The sequence below is a fragment of the Streptomyces sp. JLBJ103 genome (assembly GCF_058215575.1).
Window position 1 is genome coordinate 3,909,292 of the sequence record NZ_CM177089.1, and the last position, 20,322, is coordinate 3,929,613.

Annotated in this window: 16 protein-coding genes; 10 read left to right on the forward strand and 6 right to left on the reverse strand. The window is 72.1% G+C overall.

The genetic code is table 11. The features are described 5' to 3' along the window. Positions 1–11: 11 nt before the first annotated feature. Positions 12–419 carry a YybH family protein gene (locus AC4BEG_RS17100; protein WP_490706727.1) on the reverse strand — a complete coding sequence of 136 codons (408 nt, stop codon included), beginning with the start codon at positions 417–419 and terminating at the stop codon, positions 12–14. Here AC4BEG_RS17100 and AC4BEG_RS17105 point away from each other — a divergent pair. Continuing rightward, positions 411–899, forward strand: coding sequence for a winged helix-turn-helix transcriptional regulator (locus AC4BEG_RS17105; protein WP_490706728.1), 489 nt, complete (start codon positions 411–413; stop codon positions 897–899). The two genes, AC4BEG_RS17100 and AC4BEG_RS17105, sit on opposite strands and share 9 nt — an antisense overlap. On the opposite strand, the gene AC4BEG_RS17110 is transcribed toward AC4BEG_RS17105, so the two are convergent. From AC4BEG_RS17110 to AC4BEG_RS17125, 4 genes are all read right to left on the reverse strand, one after another. Next, the gene (locus AC4BEG_RS17110) at positions 877–1,578 is read right to left on the reverse strand and encodes a type 1 glutamine amidotransferase domain-containing protein (RefSeq protein WP_490706729.1); all 702 of its coding nucleotides are present in this window, start codon (positions 1,576–1,578) and stop codon (positions 877–879) included. The two genes, AC4BEG_RS17105 and AC4BEG_RS17110, sit on opposite strands and share 23 nt — an antisense overlap. A gap of 158 nt (positions 1,579–1,736) precedes the next feature. Next, positions 1,737–2,585: a hypothetical protein gene (locus AC4BEG_RS17115; RefSeq protein ID WP_490706730.1), complete on the reverse strand. Its 849-nt coding sequence runs from the start codon at positions 2,583–2,585 to the stop codon at positions 1,737–1,739. Positions 2,586–2,776: 191 nt separating this feature from the next. Continuing rightward, positions 2,777–4,033, reverse strand: coding sequence for a metallophosphoesterase (locus tag AC4BEG_RS17120; RefSeq protein ID WP_490706731.1), 1,257 nt, complete (start codon positions 4,031–4,033; stop codon positions 2,777–2,779). 216 nt (positions 4,034–4,249) lie between these two features. After that, the gene (locus AC4BEG_RS17125) at positions 4,250–5,350 is read right to left on the reverse strand and encodes a LacI family DNA-binding transcriptional regulator (RefSeq protein ID WP_490706732.1); all 1,101 of its coding nucleotides are present in this window, start codon (positions 5,348–5,350) and stop codon (positions 4,250–4,252) included. A 404-nt stretch (positions 5,351–5,754) separates the two neighbouring features. Here AC4BEG_RS17125 and hisC point away from each other — a divergent pair, with 404 nt between their 5' ends. The 6 genes from hisC (at position 5,755) to AC4BEG_RS17155 (ending at position 16,563) form a co-directional block, all read left to right on the forward strand. Then, positions 5,755–6,834 carry a histidinol-phosphate transaminase gene (gene hisC / locus AC4BEG_RS17130; RefSeq protein ID WP_490706733.1) on the forward strand — a complete coding sequence of 360 codons (1,080 nt, stop codon included), beginning with the start codon at positions 5,755–5,757 and terminating at the stop codon, positions 6,832–6,834. Between the two features lie 206 nt (positions 6,835–7,040). Then, a complete protein-coding gene (locus AC4BEG_RS17135) occupies positions 7,041–8,636 on the forward strand; it encodes a cytochrome ubiquinol oxidase subunit I (protein WP_490706734.1) in 1,596 nt (531 codons plus the stop codon). A 43-nt stretch (positions 8,637–8,679) separates the two neighbouring features. Next, on the forward strand, positions 8,680–9,693 hold the full coding sequence (cydB, locus tag AC4BEG_RS17140; RefSeq protein WP_490706735.1) for a cytochrome d ubiquinol oxidase subunit II: 1,014 nt from the start codon (positions 8,680–8,682) through the stop codon (positions 9,691–9,693). A 24-nt stretch (positions 9,694–9,717) separates the two neighbouring features. Continuing rightward, positions 9,718–13,386, forward strand: coding sequence for a thiol reductant ABC exporter subunit CydD (gene cydD / locus AC4BEG_RS17145; RefSeq protein WP_490706736.1), 3,669 nt, complete (start codon positions 9,718–9,720; stop codon positions 13,384–13,386). 448 nt (positions 13,387–13,834) lie between these two features. Then, positions 13,835–15,484 carry a sensor histidine kinase gene (locus tag AC4BEG_RS17150; protein WP_490706737.1) on the forward strand — a complete coding sequence of 550 codons (1,650 nt, stop codon included), beginning with the start codon at positions 13,835–13,837 and terminating at the stop codon, positions 15,482–15,484. Positions 15,485–15,702: 218 nt separating this feature from the next. After that, complete coding sequence (locus AC4BEG_RS17155) at positions 15,703–16,563, forward strand: hypothetical protein (protein WP_490706738.1); 861 nt, start codon at positions 15,703–15,705, stop codon at positions 16,561–16,563. Positions 16,564–16,645: 82 nt separating this feature from the next. Here AC4BEG_RS17155 and AC4BEG_RS17160 read toward each other — a convergent pair whose 3' ends face one another. After that, positions 16,646–17,527: a Cof-type HAD-IIB family hydrolase gene (locus AC4BEG_RS17160; RefSeq protein ID WP_490706739.1), complete on the reverse strand. Its 882-nt coding sequence runs from the start codon at positions 17,525–17,527 to the stop codon at positions 16,646–16,648. 198 nt (positions 17,528–17,725) lie between these two features. Between AC4BEG_RS17160 and AC4BEG_RS17165 the strand changes: the two genes are divergently transcribed. The 3 genes from AC4BEG_RS17165 (at position 17,726) to pspAB (ending at position 20,280) form a co-directional block, all read left to right on the forward strand. Next, entirely contained in the window at positions 17,726–18,640 is a 915-nt protein-coding gene (locus tag AC4BEG_RS17165; RefSeq protein WP_490706740.1) for an LLM class flavin-dependent oxidoreductase, read from the forward strand. A 135-nt stretch (positions 18,641–18,775) separates the two neighbouring features. Then, entirely contained in the window at positions 18,776–19,687 is a 912-nt protein-coding gene (gene htpX / locus AC4BEG_RS17170; RefSeq protein WP_490706741.1) for a zinc metalloprotease HtpX, read from the forward strand. A gap of 5 nt (positions 19,688–19,692) precedes the next feature. Continuing rightward, positions 19,693–20,280, forward strand: coding sequence for a PspA-associated protein PspAB (pspAB, locus tag AC4BEG_RS17175; protein WP_490706742.1), 588 nt, complete (start codon positions 19,693–19,695; stop codon positions 20,278–20,280). Positions 20,281–20,322: the final 42 nt, after the last annotated feature.

The window sequence follows — 20,322 nt, forward strand, 5'->3', positions numbered from 1 at the left end:
GGGCCTCGGTGTCAGGCGGGTGCGGCGGGGGCCGTGCCGAAGGGGACGTCGATGGCGTAGCGCCAGTGGCCGTCGGGGCCGCGGCGGGCGACGTCGGTCGCCGTGCCCTCGATGTGGACCTCGCTGCCGTCGGCCGCGGTGCCCGCCACGATCCAGTCCACGATCAGGAGGGCCAGATCGCCGACGGTGTACGTATGGCGGGGCATGACCCGGATCGGCACCCGCAGCCGCTGGAACTCCGCGTTGGCGCGCAGCCGTTCGGCCCCGGTGACCATCCGGCCCGGCTCGGGGACGAAGGCCGCGTCGGTCTCGTAGACCTGGTCGAGGGCCTCGGGGTCGAAAGTGTTGAAGGCCTCGGCGAAGGCATGGGGGTGACCGGCGGCCTCGGTCGCAAGCCGCACACTGGGGGAATGCGTCATACGGCCAGCCAAGCGTCCGCCGATGTGGGTCACCAAACGGAAACCCATCACCACGACCGGGAGCCCCGCCAGGACTGGGACGAGGACCTGGTGCCGAGCCGGTCCGGCCGGACCCGTCGGCCCGAACCGGACTGCCCGGTCGAGGCCGCGCTCGCCGCGATCTCGGGGCGCTGGACGACCCTGCTGCTCCGTGAGCTGATGGGCGGACCGCGCGGCTTCACCGAGCTGCGCGCCCTGCTGCCGGAGCTGTCCGCCAAGGTGCTCAGCGAACGGCTCCGCTCCCTGCGGGAGCGCGGTCTGGTGACGGTCGAGCGACAGCGCGGCTTCCCGGTGCGCACCCGCTACGCGCTGACCGAAGCGGGCCGGGCGCTGCGCCCGCTGCTGATCGAGCTGTACGCGACCGGGGAGACACTGCTGCGACTCACCGCCACCGCGGCACCCCCCGGCCCGCCGCGGGTCAGGCGGCCTCCAGCCGGTTGACCACGGCCTCGGCCACCGCCCGTGCGCTGCCCGGGTTCTGGCCGGTGATCAGCCGCTGGTCCTCGACCACATAGGTGTCGAACGGCGTGGCGGCCGTGCTGTAGTCGGCGCCGAGCTTCCTCAGCTCCTCCTGGAGGCTGTAGGGCACCGCGTCCGCCCGCTGCGCCAGCTGCTCCTCCGGCCAGGAGAAGCCGGTCACCCGCTTCCCCTTGACCAGGGGTTCCCCATCGCTGAGCGTCACATTGAGCAGCCCGGTCGCGCCGTGGCAGACGGTCGAGACCACCCGGCCGGTCTCGTAGAACCGCGCCATCAGGTCCTCCAGGTCCTGGCTCTGCGGGAAGTCGTACATCACCCCGTGGCCGCCGGTGAGGTAGATGGCGTCGTAGTCCTCCAGGTGTACCTGAGAGATCTTCTTGGTGTCATCGAGGAGATCCATGAACGCCCGGTCCGCATAGCGCTTGCCGGTGCCCAGTTCGGCCAGCATCTCGTGGGAAAGGCTCTCCGGGTCGATCGGCACCTTGCCGCCGGACGGGCTCGCGATGTCCATGCTGTAGCCGCCCCGCTCGGCGACGTCCCAGAAGTGCGTCAGCTCGCCGAGCCACAGCCCGGTCCGCATCCCGGCGTTCTCGTACTCGTCGATATTGGTGACGACGACCAGGATCTTCTTCGTCGCAGGCATCCCACTGCCCCTCTTGTCGATGTCATCGATCGAGGTGCACCTTTGGTCAATTCGAGCCTAGACCGGGCGGATTCGGGCGGCAACGCGGCCGGGTGGCCGGTGCGGTGGTACGGAGTCATGCTGGAACCGGGTCATGCTGGAACCGAGTCCCCATCCGCTCAGTCGGGCTGGTGCTCCGGCCCGCCGTAGTCCGGGCTGGTGTAGTCCGGGCTGCTGTAGCGCGGGCGGGCCCTGGGGCCCTCGTCGTCCGTGCTGAAACCGGGGCGGCTGTATCCCAGATGCGGGGTCCGGCCGACCGCCTCCGACCTGCTGGGGACATAGGCCCCGGGCGCCTGGGCGGGGGCCGACGGATTCGCCAGCGCCTCGCGCAGGAACGGCAGCACACCGCGCTCCATCAGGGCCTGCCGCCACACCTCCTTCGCCCGGTCCATCTCCTCCATCTGCTCACTGCGCGCCCCGCCCCTGACGGCGCTGGAGCCGTTGCGCACCGCGGTCAGCAGCAGACCGACGGCGCCGATCAGCATGGCCGCGGCGGCGAGCGTGGCGAAGAACCAGCCCGCGGTGACCATGGGGTGGGCGATGGAGGGTGCGGGGTCCAGGACGCTCAGCACATAGCCGACGAGCAGGAAGATGATCGCGGCCGTCCCCGCGAGTACCGGGGCCAGCACGGCGAGCATCGCCACCAGCCCCGCCCCCGCGGCGTCCTGCACCGCCCCGGCGAGGCCCGCCGGAGCGTCGCCTTCCGCCGCGTCCGGACCTCCGGAGAGGGGGCGGGGCGGGTCGGGCTCGCGCAGCCGGGCGCGCGCCTCCACGAAGTCCTGGTACTCCGGCGCGGCGCACGCCGCTATGGCGGTCGTGGCGCCGAGCGCCATCGTGCGCAGTTGGTCGGCGGTCAGCCGCCCCGCGCCGGTGAGGTCCGGATAGAGGTCCGCGGTACGCAGTGCCTCGTCGAGAACGCGCTCGAATTCCGGGCGGTCCTCGGTCAGCAGGTGCGGAGCGCTTTTCATGGTGCATCCCCCGATACTCCGTAGGGCCCTGAAGCCTGGCTTTCACCGGGCAGTCGGGCGGAAACGGAGGAGAGCCTGCGACGGATAAGCCGATGGTAGAGCCGATCCGGCGCGAGGTGACAGCAAGTTTCTCGAATTGCTCCCGCGCCGATGAAACCCACTACCTGCCCACCGAAGCGCCCACTGAATCCTCAGTCGTCCAGCGGAAGTTGCACGACCAGCAGTTTTCCGGCCATCGTGACACCGCCGTCCATGGCCACGGCGAGCTGGTCGGCATAGACATGCGGCCCTTCGACCACCGGCGCGCCGCCGTCGTCCTCGTCGTCCTCGGAGCCGACCTCGCCGAGCAGATACGGAATCGGGCTGTGGCCGTGGACGATGCGCTGCCCGCCGTAGGCGTCGAGCAGTTCGCGGACCGCCATCGGGCCGGAGTCCTCGTCCCGGAAGGCGAACCGCTTGGTGAACTTGCGGAACAGGTCCCAGCACTCGTCGGCGTCGGCGCGCTGGAGCGTCTCGGTCACGGTGTCGTTGACCGCCTCGATCGAGTCGCCGTACTCCAGATAGGCGGTGGTGTCGGAGTGGACCAGCAGATGGCCGTCCTCCTCGGCCATCGCGTCCAGCCGGGACATCCACTGGAGGTGGTGGTCCTCCAGCCGCTCCATATCGGTGCGCTGGCCGCCGTTGAGCAGCCAGGCGGCCTGGAAGGAGGCGGTGCCCGCACCGGAGTTGACGGGGGTGTCCCCGAACCGTTTGGCGCCGATCAGCAGCAGTTCGTGATTGCCCATCAGGGCCTTGCAGTAGCCCCCGGCGGCGGCTGCCTCGGCGGAGAGCTGCATCACGAGGTCGATGACCCCGATGCCGTCCGGGCCGCGGTCGGTGAAGTCGCCGAGGAACCACAGCCGGGTGTTGCCCGCGGACCAGTTGCCCTTGGCGTCGATCAGGCCCTCGGCGGCGAGCGCCTCGCGCAACTCGTCGTAGTAGCCGTGGACATCGCCCACGACGTACAGCGGGCCGGGCCCCTCGCTCTCGGCGAGCGGTCCCTCCTCGGGCTCGGGCACCGGGGTGAGCGCCACGGTGGGGCGGTCCTGCGGGGGGACCAGCGGGGTGTCCGGGAGGGTGTGGCCCGGTCCCATGACGGGCAGCCGCTCGGTCGGTGTGTACTCCCGCGGCGGCGCCTGGGCGGGCGTTGCCGGGGTGGGCTCCGGCGCGGACGGCGCGGGCGCCGGGGAGGCGGGCGCGGAGGGTGCCGTGGGCGCCGGTGACTCACCACGCGGCACCCGCGCCTGTGTCACGGGCACCGACGGGGCGGGCGCCGAGGGCACGGATGGCGCGGGTGGAACCGTTCCGGGCGGCGTGGACGCCCCGTACGCGGGCACGGGCGGGTTCGCCGCCGTGGTCCCTGCCGTGGCTTCCAGACCGGCCCCCTGAGTCATCGACCCCTCCACCATCGCGCCGCCGTGCCACCTTGTGGACCTTGCCTGGTCGACGGCGGTCCGCGGTGTCGTCCGCCCATCATAGGAATGACACTGAGGGCTTGTGACGCACCAGGGGGCTGTCAATCGGTGCTCGATCCTGCTTGGACGGACTTTTATCCCGGATTGGCCCGGTAGGGGAAGTCCATCGGCCCCAGGTCCTGCTCGGGTCATCCTTGAGTCGCTCTCAGATCAGCCTCCGGCACGGCTGCGCGGCGCGCTGACCGTCGTACGCGGCGGACGGCGCTGTGACGACGCCCGCACCATCAATTCCGTGGGTATGACCTGCTCCACGGGGCGGTCGGTGTCGACTCCCTCGATGGCGTCGATCAGCAACTGTACGGCCGCGGTGCCGATCCGGCGCGGTTTGAGTGAGAGGGTCGTGACGGGCGGCTCGGTGGTCCGGTAGACCGCCGATTCGCTGCAACACACCAGCAGCAGGTCCTCGGGGACACGCAGTCCGTAGCGGCGGGCGGCGGCCAGCAGATCGGTGCCGTTGGGGTCGAAGAGGCCGTAGACCGCGTCCGGGCGGTCGGGGCGGGCGAGCAGCCGGTCGGCCGCCACGGCCCCGGCACAGGGGTCGTGAGCGGGGTACTCCTCGTAGACCGGGTCCTGGCCCACGCGCTCGCACCAGTCCAGATACGCGGTGGTGGAGAGCCGGGTGTAGGTGTCGGTGGAGGTCCCGGTGAGCAGCCCGATCCGGCGGGCGCCGCCCTCGGAGAGATGGTCGAGCAGGCTGAGTACGGCGGCCTCGTGGTCGTTGTCCACCCAGGCGGTGACGGGGAGGGTGCCGGCCGGGCGGCCGTCGCTGACCACCGGGATGCCCTGGCGGAGCAGCTCGGTGACGACCGCATCGTGGTCGGAGGGGTCGATCACCACCGTGCCGTCGAGGGCGACGTTGGACCACACGTCGTGACGGGAGGTGGCGGGGAGGATGACGAGGGCGTAGCCGCGGGCGAGCGCGGCCGAGGTGGCGGCCCGCGCCATCTCGGCGAAGTAGGCGAACTCGGTGAAGGTGAAAGGTTCATCCCCGTACGTGGTCACGGTCAGGCCGATGAGGCCGGACTTGCCGGTACGGAGCGTGCGGGCCGCGGCGGACGGGCGGTAGCCCAGCCGCTCGGCGACCTCGCGGACATGGCGGCGGGTGGCGTCCGGGAGCCGACCCTTGCCGTTGAGCGCGTCGGAGACGGTCGTGATGGAGACCCCGGCGGCGGCGGCCACGTCCCGGATGCCCGCCCGCCCTAACCGGCGGCCGGTCGACCGGCCCACCTGGTGCTTCCCTGCTGCTGTCATGGCCAGCCGATAGTAGGGCGCGCGCGGGGAGTCTGCGCGAATTCGCCATCGGTATTCGGAAGGCACGTTTCTGCATGAGCGCATTCCTCAATCCCCTTGGAACTGAAGCCAGTTGGGGGATTCGGAGGTTTTCTCATCGCCTCTGGCATATCCACGCCTGCTGATTGACCCATGTCTCGAACAGGTCTCAACTCACCTTCATGGGTGACGCGCGCCACGGCGCTCGCCACCGGCGCGCATCAAAAAACGGGGCGCTCCCCCAGTGGGTACGCGGGCTCGGACGGCGGCTACGCGGTCCGCTCCAGCGGGTACGCGAGACGGGGGAATCCTCATAAGGTGTGCAGTATTGCCGTGTGCGACCGCTGCGCACGGGACGGGACGGGATGGGTCGAGGAGGACTGTCGGTGACCGAGAAGAGCCCCAAGCTGCGCGCCGTGCTGGATGACGTTCCGACGTACAAGCCCGGCAAGCCGGCCGCCGCGGGCGGTCCGCGCGCCTTCAAGCTGTCCTCCAACGAGAACCCCTATCCGCCGCTGGCCGGGGTGCTGGAGTCGGTGGCCGACTCCGCCGCCTCCTTCAATCGCTACCCCGACCTGGCATGCACCGGTCTGATGGCCGAGCTGGCGAGCCGCTTCGACGTACCGCTGGACCATCTGGCCACCGGGACCGGCTCGGTCGGGGTGGCCCAGCAGCTGGTCCAGTCCACGGCCGGACCGGGCGATGAGGTGATCTACGCCTGGCGGTCCTTCGAGGCATATCCGATCATCACGCAGATCGCGGGGGCGACATCGGTGCGGGTTCCGCTGACCGATGCCGAGGAGCACGATCTGGATGCGATGGCCGACGCGATCACCGACCGCACCCGGCTGATTTTCGTCTGTAACCCCAACAACCCGACCAGCACGGTAGTGCGCCGGGCCGAGCTGGAGCGCTTCCTGGACCGGGTGCCGTCCGATGTGCTCGTGGTGCTGGACGAGGCATACATCGAGTTCATCCGGGACGACCGGGTGCCCAATGGCATCGAGCTCTACCGGGACCGGCCCAATGTGTGTGTGCTGCGCACCTTCTCCAAGGCGTACGGCCTGGCCGGGCTGCGGGTGGGCTTCGCGATCGCCCATGAGCCGGTCGCCGCGGCGCTGCGCAAGACCGCCGTGCCCTTCGGTGTCAGTCAGCTCGCCCAGGACGCGGCGGTCGCCTCGCTGCGCAGTGAGGACACGCTGCGTGAGCGGGTGGAGGCGCTGGTCACCGAGCGTACGCGGGTGCGGGAGGCGCTGATCGGCCAGGGCTGGACGGTCCCGGACTCGCAGGCGAACTTCGTCTGGCTGCGGCTGGGGGAGCGGACGGCCGACTTCGCGGCGGCGTGCGAGACGGCGGGTGTGGTGGTGCGGCCGTTCCCGGGTGAGGGGATGCGCGCGACCATCGGCGAGCAGGAGGCCAACGACATCTTCCTGAAGGTCGCCGAGCGGTTCCGCAAGGAGCTCTGAGCCAGCACCGAGGGCACCGCCCCCGCGCTGTCAAGGGGTCCACCGGTCCCTCGTCGAAGCGCAAAGGATATCCCTACGTACCCCCTTCGACCCCTACCACCCCCAGGTGGGAGGGGTCGAAGGCATATGCGTATCATTGCTTGTGAATGTGAATACGTTCACAAGCTCCCGCGGGGGCGCAGGCAAGACCGTAAGGAGAGATCCCCGTGAATCTGGCTCTGGCGCCGGAGTCGCTTGCGCGATGGCAGTTCGGAATCACCACCGTCTACCACTTCCTTTTCGTTCCGCTGACGATCTCTCTCGCCGCGATCACCGCGGGTCTGGAAACCGCCTGGGTCCGCACGGGCAAGGAGAAGTACTTCCATGCCACCAAGTTCTGGGGAAAGCTCTTCCTGATCAACATCGCGATGGGGGTCGTCACCGGCATCGTGCAGGAGTTCCAGTTCGGGATGAACTGGTCGGACTACTCCCGCTTCGTCGGTGATGTCTTCGGTGCCCCGCTGGCGATGGAGGCGCTGCTCGCCTTCTTCTTCGAATCCACCTTCATCGGGCTGTGGATCTTCGGCTGGGACAAGCTGCCGAAGAAGATCCACTGCGCCTGCATCTGGATCGTCTCACTCGGCACCGTGCTGTCCTCGTACTTCATCCTGGCGGCCAACTCCTGGATGCAGCATCCGACCGGCTACTCGATCGACAAGGCCACCGGAAAGGCACAGCTCACCGACATCTGGGCGGTGCTCACCCAGAACACCACCCTGGTCGTCGTCTTCCACACGCTCACCGCGGCCTTCCTCACCGGCGGTGCCTTCGTCGTCGGTATCGCCTCCTTCCATCTGTGGCGGGCCAAGCGCGCGACGCTGCGCGGCGAGGAGCTGGGCGAGAAGCGCACCAAGCAGATCGGCGCCATGCGGAGCTCGCTGCGGGTGGGTCTGGTCGTGGCCGTCATCGCGGGTCTTGGCACGGCGATCAGCGGTGATCAGCTCGGCAAGGTGATGTTCGAGCAGCAGCCGATGAAGATGGCCGCGGCCGAGGCGCTGTGGGAGACCCAGGCGCCCGCCCCCTTCTCGGTCTTCGCCGTCGGCGACGTCGGCAAGGGGCACAACAGCGTGGAGCTGGAGGTCCCCACGGCGCTCTCCTTCCTCGCCCACAGCAACTTCACCGACGCCGTGCCCGGGATCAACGACATCGCGCAGAAGGAGGCCGCCGCCTACGGCGGGGACCCCAAGGACTACATCCCCAGCATCTTCATGACCTTCTGGGGCTTCCGGCTGATGATCGGCTTCGGGATGACCTCGTTCGTCGCCGGGCTGATCGGGCTGTGGACGACCCGCCGCAAGCGATGGCTGGACCCCGCCTTCCGCACCGGCGAGTACGAGGTTCCGCGGCTGATGCTCACCAAGAAGCGTGAGATGAGCCCGCTGCTCACCACCTGGTCCTGGCGGATCGGCATCCTCACCATGGGCTTTCCGCTGATCGCCAATTCCTTCGGCTGGATCTTCACCGAGATGGGCCGCCAGCCCTGGGTGGTCTACGGCCTGATGAAGACCGCCGACGCGGTCTCCCCCGGAGTCAGCCAGACCGAGGTGCTGATCTCGCTGGGCGTCTTCACCCTGCTCTACGGCGTGCTCGCGGTGGTCGAGGTCCGGCTGCTGGCCAAGTACGCCAAGGCCGGACCCGACACCGACGAGAAGCCGCCCGCGAAGGACCCCACGCTCCGGCTGCCCTCCGGCGGTCCGGGCGGCGGGCCCGCCGGGGCTGAGGCTGACGCCGATGCCGACAAGCCGCTGACCTTCGCGTACTGACGGACCGGGCGGAAGAGACGAGTAGAAGAGAACTGAGAGAGCTATGTCACCGGACCTGCACGACATCTGGTTTGTGCTGATCGCCTTCCTCTGGACGGGCTACTTCTTCCTCGAGGGCTTCGACTTCGGCATCGGCGTGCTGACCAAGCTGCTGGCGCGCGACCGCACCGAGCGCCGGGTGCTGATCAACACCATCGGCCCGGTCTGGGACGGCAACGAGGTGTGGCTGATCACCGCGGGCGGGGCGACCTTCGCCGCCTTCCCCGACTGGTACGCCACGCTCTTCAGCGGCTTCTATCTGCCGCTGCTGGCCGTTCTGGTCTGTCTGATCCTGCGCGGTGTCGCCTTCGAGTACCGGCACAAGCGGCCCGAGGAGCGCTGGCAGCGCACCTGGGAAAACGCGATCTTCTGGTGCTCGCTGCTGCCCGCGTTCCTCTGGGGCGCCCTCTTCGCCAATCTGGTGCGCGGGGTGCCGATCGGCTCGGACAAGAACTACACCGGCGGTCTGTCGGATCTGATCTCCCCGTACGCCGTGCTCGGCGGGATGGTGACGCTGGTGCTCTTCACCTTCCACGGCGCCGTGTTCGCCGCACTGAAGACGACCGGTGACATCCGGGGGAGGGCGCGGCGCCTCGCGGGCCGGCTCGGCCTGGCCACCATGGCTCTCGCGCTGCCCTTCCTGATCTGGACCCAGCACAACAGCGGCAACGGGCGGAGCCTGGTGGCCGTGGTGATCGCGGCCCTGGCGCTGGCCGTGGCCCTGGTGATGAACCAACGCGGGCGTGAGGGCTGGGCGTTCGCCCTGTCCGGGGTGACCGTCGCGGCGGCGGTGGCCATGCTCTTCCTCGCGCTCTTCCCGGACGTCATGCCGTCCTCGCTCGATCCGCGCTGGAGTCTGACGGCGGCCAACGCGGCCTCCAGCCCCTACACACTGAAGATCATGACGTGGGTCGCGGTCATCATGACGCCGCTGATCATGGCGTACCAGGCGTGGACGTACTGGGTGTTCCGCAAGCGCATCGGTACCCAGCACATCCCCGAGCCGAGTGCTCACTGAGCCTCGCGGGAGGGCGTGTTTCACGTGAAACCAATCGACCCCCGGCTGCTGCGGTACGCCCGGGCCACCCGGTTCTTCCTCGCCGCGTCCGTGGCGCTGGGCCTGGCCGGGGCGGCTCTGGTCATCGCCCAGGCGATGCTGATCGCCGAGGTGGTGGTCGGTTCTTTCCAGCACGGCGAGGGCGTGGACGCGCTGACGCGCCCGCTGATCCTGCTGGCCCTGGTCGCACTCGGCCGGGCGGCCGTCTCCTGGCTCACCGAGCTGACCGCCCACCGGGCGAGTGCGGCGGTCAAGTCGGAGCTGCGGCTGCGGCTGCTGGAGCGGGCGGTCCGGCTGGGTCCGGGCTGGCTGGACTCACGGCGGACCGGTGAGCTCACCACCCTGGCCACCCGCGGGGTCGACGCGCTCGACGACTACTTCGCGCGCTACCTCCCGCAGTTGGGGCTGGCGGTGGTGGTGCCGGTGGCGGTGCTCGCCCGTATCGTCACCGCGGACTGGATCTCCGCTCTGGTCATCGTGGTCACCCTGCCGCTGATCCCGCTGTTCATGGTGCTCATCGGCTGGGCCACCCAAGATCGGATGGACCGTCAGTGGCGGCTGCTGTCCCGGCTCTCCGGGCACTTTCTCGATGTGGTCGCCGGGCTGCCGACGCTCAAGGTGTTCGGACGGGCCAAGGCCCAGGCCGAGTCGATCCGTGCGATCACGGCCGACTACCGGCGGGCCACTCTGAAGACCCTGCGGCTCGCCTTTCTCTCCTCCTTCGCCCTGGAGTTGCTCTCCACCGTCTCGGTCGCACTGGTCGCGGTCGGCATCGGAATGCGGCTCGTCCACGGCGAGATGGATCTGTACACCGGACTGGTGGTGCTGGTGCTGGCGCCCGAGGCGTATCTGCCGCTGCGACAGGTGGGCGCGCAGTACCACGCGGCCGCCGAGGGGCTGTCGGCGGCGGACGAGGTGTTCGCGGTGCTGGAGCGTGAGCCCTCGGCCACGGGGACGGCGGACGCCCCCGATGCCCGGGAGGCCGCGCTGACCGTCGAGGGGCTGGTGGTGCGCCACCCCGGGCGCACCGAACCGTCGTTGGCCGCGACATCGTGCCGGGTCCGGCCCGGGGAGACGGTGGCCGTGGTCGGTCCCAGCGGGGCCGGGAAGACCACCCTGCTGAACGCCGTGCTCGGCTTCGCCGAACCGTCCGCGGGCCGGATTCTGCTCGGCGGACAGGACCTCGCGTCGCTGGACCCGGAGAGCTGGCGACGGCAGATCGCCTGGGTACCCCAGCGGCCGTATCTCTTCGCCGGGACGATCGCCGAGAACGTCCGGCTGGCCCGGCCGGATGCCTCTGACGCGGCCGTACGGGCCGCACTGCGGGACGCGGGCGCGCTCGGCTTCGTCTCCGCGCTGCCGGAGGGAACCGGGACCCGCCTCGGCGAACTGGGCGCGGGCCTGTCCGCGGGGCAGCGGCAACGGATCGCGCTGGCGCGGGCGTTCCTGGCCGACCGGCCGGTCCTGCTGCTGGACGAGCCGACGGCGAACCTGGACGGCGAGACCGAGGCGGCGGTCGTCGAGGCGGTCCGGCGGCTGGCCGTCGGCCGCACGGTGCTGATGGTGGTACACCGCCCGGCGCTGCTGCCGCTCGCCGACCGGGTGCTGAGTCTTCCGGGCGGGGAGTGGTCGACCGGGCCCGGTGCGGGTGCGAGTGGCGGTGCGGACGCCGTGCACGCGGCGTGGGCGGACGCGTACGCGCTGCCGGGCGCGGCCGAGGTGTCCGGCGCGCGGGCTGATATGCGGACCCATGACGAGGGGGGCGCGGTGCCGGGCGCGCCCGGTGCGGGGGCGGAGCAGCCGCCGGACGACACCGTGGCCGCCGAGCCGGACGGTCCGGTGGCGGCCGGCAGCGGCCGAGGCGCGCTCGCGCGAGTGCGGGCGACCGCGCGCGGCCGCCGCGGCCGGTTCGCCCTCGCCCTGCTGCTCGGCAGTCTGGCCCTGGCAAGCGCCGTGGGGCTGATGGCCGTCTCGGGCTGGCTGATCTCGCGCGCCGCCCAGCAGCCGCCCGTGCTCTATCTGATGGTGGCGGTCACCGCGACCCGGACCTTCGGGATCGCCCGCGCCGTCTTCCGCTATGCCGAGCGCCTGGTCTCGCACGACGCCGTGCTGCGGCTGCTGGCCGATCTGCGGGTCGCCGTCTACCGGCGGCTGGAGCGGCTGGCGCCCGCCGGGCTCGGCCGGGCCCGGCGCGGCGATCTGCTCTCCCGACTGGTGGCCGATGTGGACGCCGTGCAGGACTACTTTCTGCGCTGGCTGCTGCCCGTGGGCAGCGCGGTGACGGTGGCCGCGGCCTCGGTCGGGTTCACCGCGTGGGTGCAGCCCGAGGCGGGGGCGGCCCTGGCGGCCGGGCTGCTGGTGGCCGGGGTCGGGGTGCCCCTGCTGTCCGGGGCGCTCACTCGGCGCGCGGAGCGGCGGCTGGCACCGGCGCGCGGAGCGCTGTCCGCCGAGGTTGTGGATCTGCTCGCCGGAACCCCGGAGTTGACGGTCGCGGGCGCGCTGCCGCGCCGCCTGGATGCGGTGCGGCGGACCGACGGGGCGCTGACCGGGATCGCCCGGCGCGGGGCCGCCGCCACCGGCGTGGGCGCCGGGCTCTCGGCGCTGGCCTGCGGGCTGACCGTCGCCGCCGCGGCCTGGGCCGGGGTGGCGGCCGTGGCGGATGGGCGGATCCACGGGGTGTGGCTGGCCGTGGTCGTCCTCACCCCGCTCGCCGCCTTCGAGGCGGTCGCGGGCCTGCCGCTCGCGGTGCGGCACCGGCAGCGGACGCGGCGGGCCGCGGAGCGGGTGTACGAGGTGACCGACGCGCCGCCGCCGGTGCGGGAGCCCGGTGAGGGAGCCCGGGAGAAGCCGCCGGAGGCACCGTTCCCGCTGGTGCTGCGCGGGGTCACCGCCCGCCACCCGGGGCGGCGGGCGCCCGCCCTGGACGGCTTCGACCTGGAGCTGACCCCGGGCCGCCGGGTCGCCGTCGTCGGTCCGTCCGGTGCGGGCAAGACCACCCTGGCCCAGGTGCTGCTGTGCTTCCTGGACACCGAGGGCGGTACGTACACCCTGGCGGGCCGGGACGCCACGGCCCTGGACGGGGACGAGGTACGGCGGCTGGTCGGGCTCTGCGCCCAGGACGCCCATGTCTTCGACAGCTCGCTGCGGGAGAATCTGCGGCTGGCCCGTCCCGGCGCGGGCGACGACGAGCTGCGGGCCGCGCTGGCCGCGGCCCGGCTGCTGGAGTGGGTGGACGGGCTGCCGGACGGCCTCGACACGATGGCCGGTGAGCTGGGCGCCCGGCTCTCCGGCGGCCAGCGACAGAGGCTCGCCCTGGCGCGGGCGCTGCTGGCGGACTTCCCGGTCCTGGTGCTGGACGAGCCCGCCGAGCATCTGGACCTGCCGACGGCCGACGCGCTGACCGCCGACCTGCTGTCCGCGACCCGCGGCCGGACCACGGTGCTGATCACGCACCGGCTGGCGGGTCTGGAGGCGGTCGACGAGGTGATCGTGCTGGACGGCGGCCGCGCCGTCCAGCGTGGCACCCCCCAGGAGCTGGCCACCGCCGACGGCCCCTACCGCCGCCTGCTGGACCGCGAGGCCGCGGAAGGCCGCCGGTCCGCGGGCTCGGACGCGGCGGCGGACCGGAAGCCCGTGGGCAGCGGCGTGGCTTAGGGCCGTCGTCAAAGGGGGTTCCCGGCCGTGAGCGGCGTCTGGTGCGGGGGCACCTCCCGGCGGTAGCCGGGGGAGGCTTGCAAGGCGGAGGTTCGCCCCCGTCGTAGGCGTACTCGGGCGTGCCCTCCGAGGACGGGCACCGGCGGTGCCGCCCCCGGTCGGCGGCCGGTTTCGCCCGGGGGCGTGCGGCCTGTCCCGGGGAAGAGGGCGGCGGTTGGCGGGGACGGCCGTGGGACTCCGGTACACGTGGCATGCCGCCCGGCCAGATCACGTGCACATCGCCGGGGTGCCGCACGCGGCGCCGGTGCTGAGCCCACGGTTCCCGACGCTCGGGGGACGGGCTCCGGCGGCAGACGCTCGGCGCGACGGGGCGCGGTGGTGGTCGTCCGGCTGACCGCCGGGTTCGGCGGCAGGGCATGCCCGGGCGGCATTCATTACGCTCGATGCCATGGTGGCCGCAGCCCCCACTCCGGATCCCCTGGAAGTCGCCGCGGAGGCGACCCGCGGGCTGCGGGGGCTGTCCACCGAGCTGACCGCGCGGCTGCCGCGGCTGCTGGAGGCGATGCGCTCCATCGGTACCGGGCTGGAGCTGCGCACCGTACTCGACCGGATCGCGGAGACCGCCGCCGAGCTGGCGGGTGCGCGCTGCGCCGTGATCGGGGTGAACGACGCGGCGGGCCAGGGACCGGCCGGGGTGGTCAGCTACGGGGCGACCGAGGCGGACCGGGAGCGGTGCGGGGCGCTGTTCGCCGGGCTGCCGCCCGGAGCGCATCCGGCCGAATTTCTGCTGGACCATCCGCTGCCGCACTCGTTCATCGGGGTGCCTATCCGGGTCGGGGAGGAGACCTTCGGCCATCTGTGCCTCGCCGAGAAGCGGGACGGCGGCGAATTCACCGTCTCGGACCTGCACATGGTCAAGGTGCTCGCGACCGAGGCCGGGATCGCCATCGGCAACGCCCGCTTCCACGAGGCCACTCGGCAGCGCGAACGGTGGATCGAGGGCTCGGTGGCGGTCACCCACTCCCTGCTCTCCGGCGATGCCGAGAACGCGTTGGCCGTCGTGGCCGAGAAGGCCCGTCAGCTCGCCCGCTCCGCAGCGGGGTTGGTGCTGCTGCCCGAGCCGTCCGGGGGTCTGCGGATCGTGGCGGCGGACGCCGAGGATCCGTCGGCGCTGCTCGGCACCGTCGTCCCGGCCCGCTCCCCGGCCGTCCCGCGGCTGCTGGCCGGGAAGCCGGTGTTCCTCGACGATCCGGCCGCCCGGCCGCGGCTGATCACCGGGGTGCTCGGCCGCTTCGGGCCGAGCATGTTGCTGCCGCTGAGCGGCGGGGACCGGGTGCTGGGGGTGCTGGCCACCCCGCGGGCGCCCGGCGCCCGTCCGTTCACCGCCGCTGAGCGCACCCTCGCCGGTCAGTTCGCGGCGCAGGCCGCGGTGGCGCTGGTGCTCGCCGAGGCGCAGCGGGACCGTGAGCGGCTCGCGGTGCTGGAGGAGCGGGACCGCATCGCGCGCGATCTGCACGACCTCGTGATCCAGCGGCTGTTCGCGACCGGGATGACACTGGAGAGCGCTCAGCGCCGGTCGGACGCGCCGGAGGTACGGGAGCGGATCGAGCGGGCCGTGGAGGAGCTGGGCGCGGCCATCCAGGAGGTACGGACGGCGATCTTCACGCTGCGGCAGGGCCCGGCGCAGCCCCCCGCCGGACTGCGCGCCCGGGTGCTGCGGGAGGTGGGGGCGGCGGCGGTGCCGCTGGGCTTCCAGCCGTCGCTGAGCTTCGTGGGCGAGGTCGACGCACGGGTCGGCGAATTGGCCGGAGGGAATCTGATCGCTGCGCTGCGCGAGGCGCTGTCCAATGTGGTGCGGCATGCGCGGGCGGGGCGCGTCGAGGTGGTCGTGGACGCCACCGCGCGGCTGACGCGGGGGCGTGCGGGGGTACGGCTGACAGTCGCGGACGACGGGGTGGGCGTTCCGGCGGACGGACGGCGCAGCGGTTTGGCCAATCTGGTGCGCCGGGCCGAGTCGCTGGACGGATCGAGCGAGTTGGGGCCGGGGCTCGGTGAGGGCGGCCGCGGCACGGCGGTGGTGTGGGAGGTACCGCTGTAGCGGCGGGAGCGGCACCGCCGGCGCGGGTCCGCTAGTCCGGCCAGTGGACCTCCTCACCTGTGAGGCGCAACTATCGCTCCGTCAGCATGCGGTACCCCGAGGGCGACTGTGGGATGAGGCTCGCGGGCCGTCCGGTCCTCGCGTAACCCATCGCACTCCGTGACAGCCGACGGCCGTGAGAGCGCCGCCGGTTCGGCGCGGGGAAGGAAGTCATCGACGTGAAGAGTCAGAGCTCAACTCCCCAGCGTTCCCGGACCTGCCGTCGGGTCCTCCTCGCCACCGCCGCCGCGGTGCTCGCCGTCTCCGGCGGGATCCTTGCGCCTGCCGCACAGGCCGACGACGGGCCGCGAGGGGGCGGCCACCCTCACCCGCCCATCCACCCGCGCCCCTACCCGCCCATCCACCCGCCCACCATGCCGCCCGTTCTGCACGGGTTGCAGCAGTTCACCGCGGATGGCACGTTCACGCCTCCCCCGGGCGTCACCTCGGTGCATGTCCAGGCGTGGGGCGCCGGTGGTGGCGGCGGTGGTGGCGGTGGCGGCGGCAGCGCGCCGAACGACGGGGAAGGCGGCACCGGTGGTGGCGGTGGCTCGGGCGGCTTCACCTGGTGCGTCATCCCGGTCACTCCCGGCCAGCCCTATGCCGTGGACACCGGGTCCGGCGGTGTCCACGGCAACGGTGGCCCCGGCGGCTCCGGTGGTAGCGGTGGCACAGCCGGAACGACCGGTACGACCGGTACCGCGACCACCTTGAGCTCGCCCGCCAGCGTCGTCCAGCTCGCCGCCACGGGCGGCACGGGCGGTGGCGGCGGCGGTGGCGGCACCGCCACCGACGGTGCTGACGGTACGCCCGGGGTCGGCGGCACCGGCAGCTGCTCCACCGGCGGTGTGAACCTGCCCGGCAACAGTGGGCAGGGGATTGCGGGGGGCGAGGCGGTGGACGGCATCGTCCAGCTGCCGTCGACGAACAACAGCGAGGGCGGCGACGGCGGCCAGCCCGGCGGCGGTGGTGAGGCCAGCGGTGGCATGGGCGGCGACGGTCACGACGGCGGCAACGGCTACCTCGTCGTCTTCTGGTAGTCCGGGGCCCGGTCGCGGCCCTACCCGAACTGCCCCCGGCCACACGGCCGGGGGCAGTTCGGGTAACCGATCCGGACAGGGCCTAGCCGGCCAGGATCCGCTCGATGACGGCGGCGACGCCGTCCTCGGTGTTGGCGGCGGTGCGCTGGGTGGTCGCGGCCAGTACGTCCGGGTGGGCGTTGGCCATCGCGTACGAGGTGCCCGCCCAGGTCAGCATCTCCAGGTCGTTGGGCATATCGCCGAATGCCACGACCTCCTCGGCGCTGATACCGCGCTCGGCGCAGCACTGCTCCAGGGTGCTGGCCTTGCTGACACCGGGGCCACTGATCTCCAGCAGGGCCGTCGGGCTGGAGCGGGTGAAGGAGCCGTGCTCGCCGGCGGCCGAGCGGCCCAGTTCGAGGAAGACGTCGGGGGCCAGTTCCGGGTGGTGCGCGAGCAGCTTGATGATCGGCTGGTCGGCGTGGGCGAAGCCGTCGGCGAGTAGCTTCTCGGCGGGGGCGTGGATCGCGCCCGGGTCGAGGTGGAAGGGCGGGTACGCGGGCTCGTAGAAGATGCCCTCGGTCCGCTCGACGGCGAACGAGGTGCCCGGAGCCGCCGCGCGCAGCGCCTCGACGACGGCGAGGGCCGGGGTGGGATCCAGCGGGCGGACCTTGATCAGCCGACCGCCCTGGTGGAGATCGACCACAGCGGCGCCGTTGGCGCAGATCGCCAGGCCGTGTCCGTGCACATGGGCGCTGACCACATCCATCCAGCGGGCCGGGCGGCCGGTGACGAAGAAGACCTCGATGCCGGCACGCTCGGCCGCGGCGAGCGCCTCAACGGTGCGGTCGGAGACCGTCTTGTCGTCCCGCAGCAGGGTGCCGTCGAGGTCGGTGGCGATCAGCCGGGGCCGGGGTGAGCCGGTGCCGGAACGGTCTGTGGCCGGGGTCCCGGGCCGCTCGGTTGCTGGAGTCACGGCAACCATCCTCCCGCATATGCCGCGCATCGGTGTGCGAAGGGGATCGGGTGCGTACGTATGCCCGGTGGGCCGGGCCCTACGCCGCCTTCCCTCGGCCGCCCTCTTCGCGGCCGCCGTCAGCCGCTGTCGGCCGCCACCCGTCGGCCACCACGGGTCAGCCGTTGCCGTCCGTCGCTGTCGTCCGGACCGCTTAGGCTCGGTCGTATGCGACTGAGCACCGTGATCCTTCCCGTCCAGCGCTGGTCCGAGGGCGGCCGGGAGCTGTGGCAGCGCGCCGAGGAGCTGGGCTTCCACGGCGCGTACACCTATGACCACCTGTCCTGGCGGGTGCCGTTCCGCGACGGCCCCTGGTTCGGGGCCGTGCCCACGCTGACGGCTGCCGCGGCGGCCACCTCGCGGCTGCGCCTCGGCACCCTGGTGACCTCCCCCAACTTCCGGCATCCGGTGACGCTCGCCAAGGAGCTGATCACCCTCGACGATGTCTCCGGCGGGCGGATCACGCTCGGGATCGGGGCGGGCGGCTCCGGCTTCGACGCGACGGCGCTGCGCCGCGGCGGTGAGGAGGCGTGGACCCCGCGGGAGCGGGCGGACCGGTTCGGGGAGTTCGTCGAGTTGCTCGACCGGCTGCTGACCCATGACGCGGTGACGTACGAGGGCGAGCACTACAGCGCGCAGGAGGCACGCAACATCCCGGGCTGTGTGCAGCGGCCGCGGCTGCCGTTCGCGGTGGCCGCGACCGGTCCGCGCGGGCTGCGGCTGGCCGCGCGCCACGGCCAGGCGTGGGTGACCACGGGGGATCCGAAGGTGTCCGCCACCGGCACCCCGGCCGATTCGGTGGAAGCCATCGCCCGCCAGGTCGAGGGGCTGGCCAAGGCGTGCGCCGAGGCCGGGCGGGACGCGGGCGATCTCCACAAGATCCTGCTCACCGGCTTCACCCCGGACGGCGCGGGGCCGCTGGCCTCGGTAGACGCCTTCGTCGACTTCGCCGGGCGGCATGCGGCGCTGGGCTTCGACGAGATCGTGCTGCACTGGCCGATCCCGGACTCCATCTTCGCCGCGGACCAGCGGGTCTTCGAGAAGATCGCCACGGAGGGCGCGGCGCAGCTCGGCACCGGGTGAGGGGCGGTGAGAGGCGGTCCCCGCGGTGACAGGGCCCCGCACGGCGGTGAGGACCGCCACAAGCGGTAAAGGTCGGCATAAGGGGCAGAATCGGGTATAGAGGATTTCGCTGCCGCAGTCCCTGTGGAGGCACTCATGGCGCGTACCCGATACGCCCCGGACCGAGGGCTGACCACCCGCATGGTGACCACGATGTTCTTCATCGGTCTGCTCTACGTGGTCTTCGTCGGTGTGCTGCTGGCGCTGGTGAGGGGCGCCTGGCCGCTGATCCTGATCCTCGCGGGCGGGCTGTTCGTGGCGCAGTTCTGGTTCAGTGACCGGATCGCGGCCTACAGCATGGGCGCGCGGGAGGTCACTCCGGAGCAGGCGCCCGAGCTGCACGGCGCGGTGGACCGGCTGTGTGCCCTCGCCGATATGCCCAAGCCGAGGGTGGCGATCGCCGATACGGATGTGCCCAACGCCTTCGCCACCGGCCGCAACCAGCGCAGCGCCCTGGTGTGCGCGACCACCGGTCTGCTGCGGCGGCTGGAGCCGGACGAGCTGGAGGGGGTGCTCGCCCATGAGCTGTCGCATGTGGCCCACCGTGATGTGGCGGTGATGACCATCGCCTCGTTCCTCGGGGTGCTGGCCGGGATGATGACCCGGGTCGCGCTGTGGGGCGGGCTCACCCGCGGCGGCGGTCGCGACAACAACACCGCCATCGCCGTCCTGCTCATCCCGCTGGTCAGTGCCGTGGTCTACGCGATCAGCTTTCTGCTGACCCGGCTGCTGTCCCGCTACCGCGAGCTGAGCGCCGACCGGGCCGCCGCCTTGCTGACCGGGCGGCCCTCGGCACTCGCCGCCGCGCTGACCAAGGTGACGGGGCAGATGGCCCGGATCCCCACCCGGGATCTGCGCAAGGCCGAGCCGTACAACGCGTTCTGGTTCGCCCCGGCGCTCTCCGGGGGGAGCATGAGCCGGCTGCTGTCCTCGCATCCGACGCTGGAGCAGCGGCTCGACCAGCTCGGCCGGATCTCGGCGCAGCTCGGCCAGGCGGGAAGGGGCTGAGGAGCGTGGGGTTCTGGGACGTCGTCCTCGGCCGCAGCAAGCCCGTACGCCCCGATCTCGACCGGCTCTTCGGGCTGCCGGGGGCCGCGGTCACGCTGGAGGCGGGGGCGGGGTTCACCCCCACCGGGCTGGGGTCGGTGTGCTTCGCCAGTGTGGAGGGCGGTGCCTTCGCTCAGCTCCAGCGCGATGTATCGGAGCTGCTGGACTCGGACACCGGACGGGGCGGGGTGCCGGTGGAGTTCGGCCGGGACGGATACGGCTACACCTGGCTGCTGGCCCGGCAGCCGCCGGACGATGTGGCCGCCCTGGTGAACGATCTGCACGCGGTCAACACCCTGCTCCAGGACGGGGGGTTCGGCCCGCAGCTGCTGTGCTCCCTGCTCGGTTTCCGGAACGCGGCCGACGGCCGTTCGCTGGCGCTGGTGTACCTCTACAAGCGAGGCACGTTCTACCCCTTCGCACCGCTGCCGGGCGGTGGGGAGAAGCGGGACAACGGACTCGAACTCCAGGTGCGGGCGATGCTCGGGGACGATCTGCGGATCGAGGAGGACCTGAGCCGCTGGTTCCCGGTCTGGGGTGCGCCGGGCCTGTAGGTCACCGCCCGGCGCCCCCGTGTCCCTTAGGGCGTCACCGCC

Coding starts and splice junctions, on each gene's coding strand:
- AC4BEG_RS17115 (WP_490706730.1), bottom strand. CDS start 2,585: ATGAAAAGCGCTCCGCACCTGCTGACCGAGGACCGCCCGGAATTCGAG.
- htpX (WP_490706741.1), top strand. CDS start 18,776: ATGGCGCGTACCCGATACGCCCCGGACCGAGGGCTGACCACCCGCATG.
- AC4BEG_RS17120 (WP_490706731.1), bottom strand. CDS start 4,033: ATGGTGGAGGGGTCGATGACTCAGGGGGCCGGTCTGGAAGCCACGGCA.
- AC4BEG_RS17160 (WP_490706739.1), bottom strand. CDS start 17,527: ATGGTTGCCGTGACTCCAGCAACCGAGCGGCCCGGGACCCCGGCCACA.
- AC4BEG_RS17110 (WP_490706729.1), bottom strand. CDS start 1,578: ATGCCTGCGACGAAGAAGATCCTGGTCGTCGTCACCAATATCGACGAG.
- AC4BEG_RS17100 (WP_490706727.1), bottom strand. CDS start 419: ATGACGCATTCCCCCAGTGTGCGGCTTGCGACCGAGGCCGCCGGTCAC.
- AC4BEG_RS17165 (WP_490706740.1), top strand. CDS start 17,726: ATGCGACTGAGCACCGTGATCCTTCCCGTCCAGCGCTGGTCCGAGGGC.
- AC4BEG_RS17150 (WP_490706737.1), top strand. CDS start 13,835: ATGGTGGCCGCAGCCCCCACTCCGGATCCCCTGGAAGTCGCCGCGGAG.
- AC4BEG_RS17105 (WP_490706728.1), top strand. CDS start 411: ATGCGTCATACGGCCAGCCAAGCGTCCGCCGATGTGGGTCACCAAACG.
- AC4BEG_RS17125 (WP_490706732.1), bottom strand. CDS start 5,350: ATGACAGCAGCAGGGAAGCACCAGGTGGGCCGGTCGACCGGCCGCCGG.
- cydB (WP_490706735.1), top strand. CDS start 8,680: ATGTCACCGGACCTGCACGACATCTGGTTTGTGCTGATCGCCTTCCTC.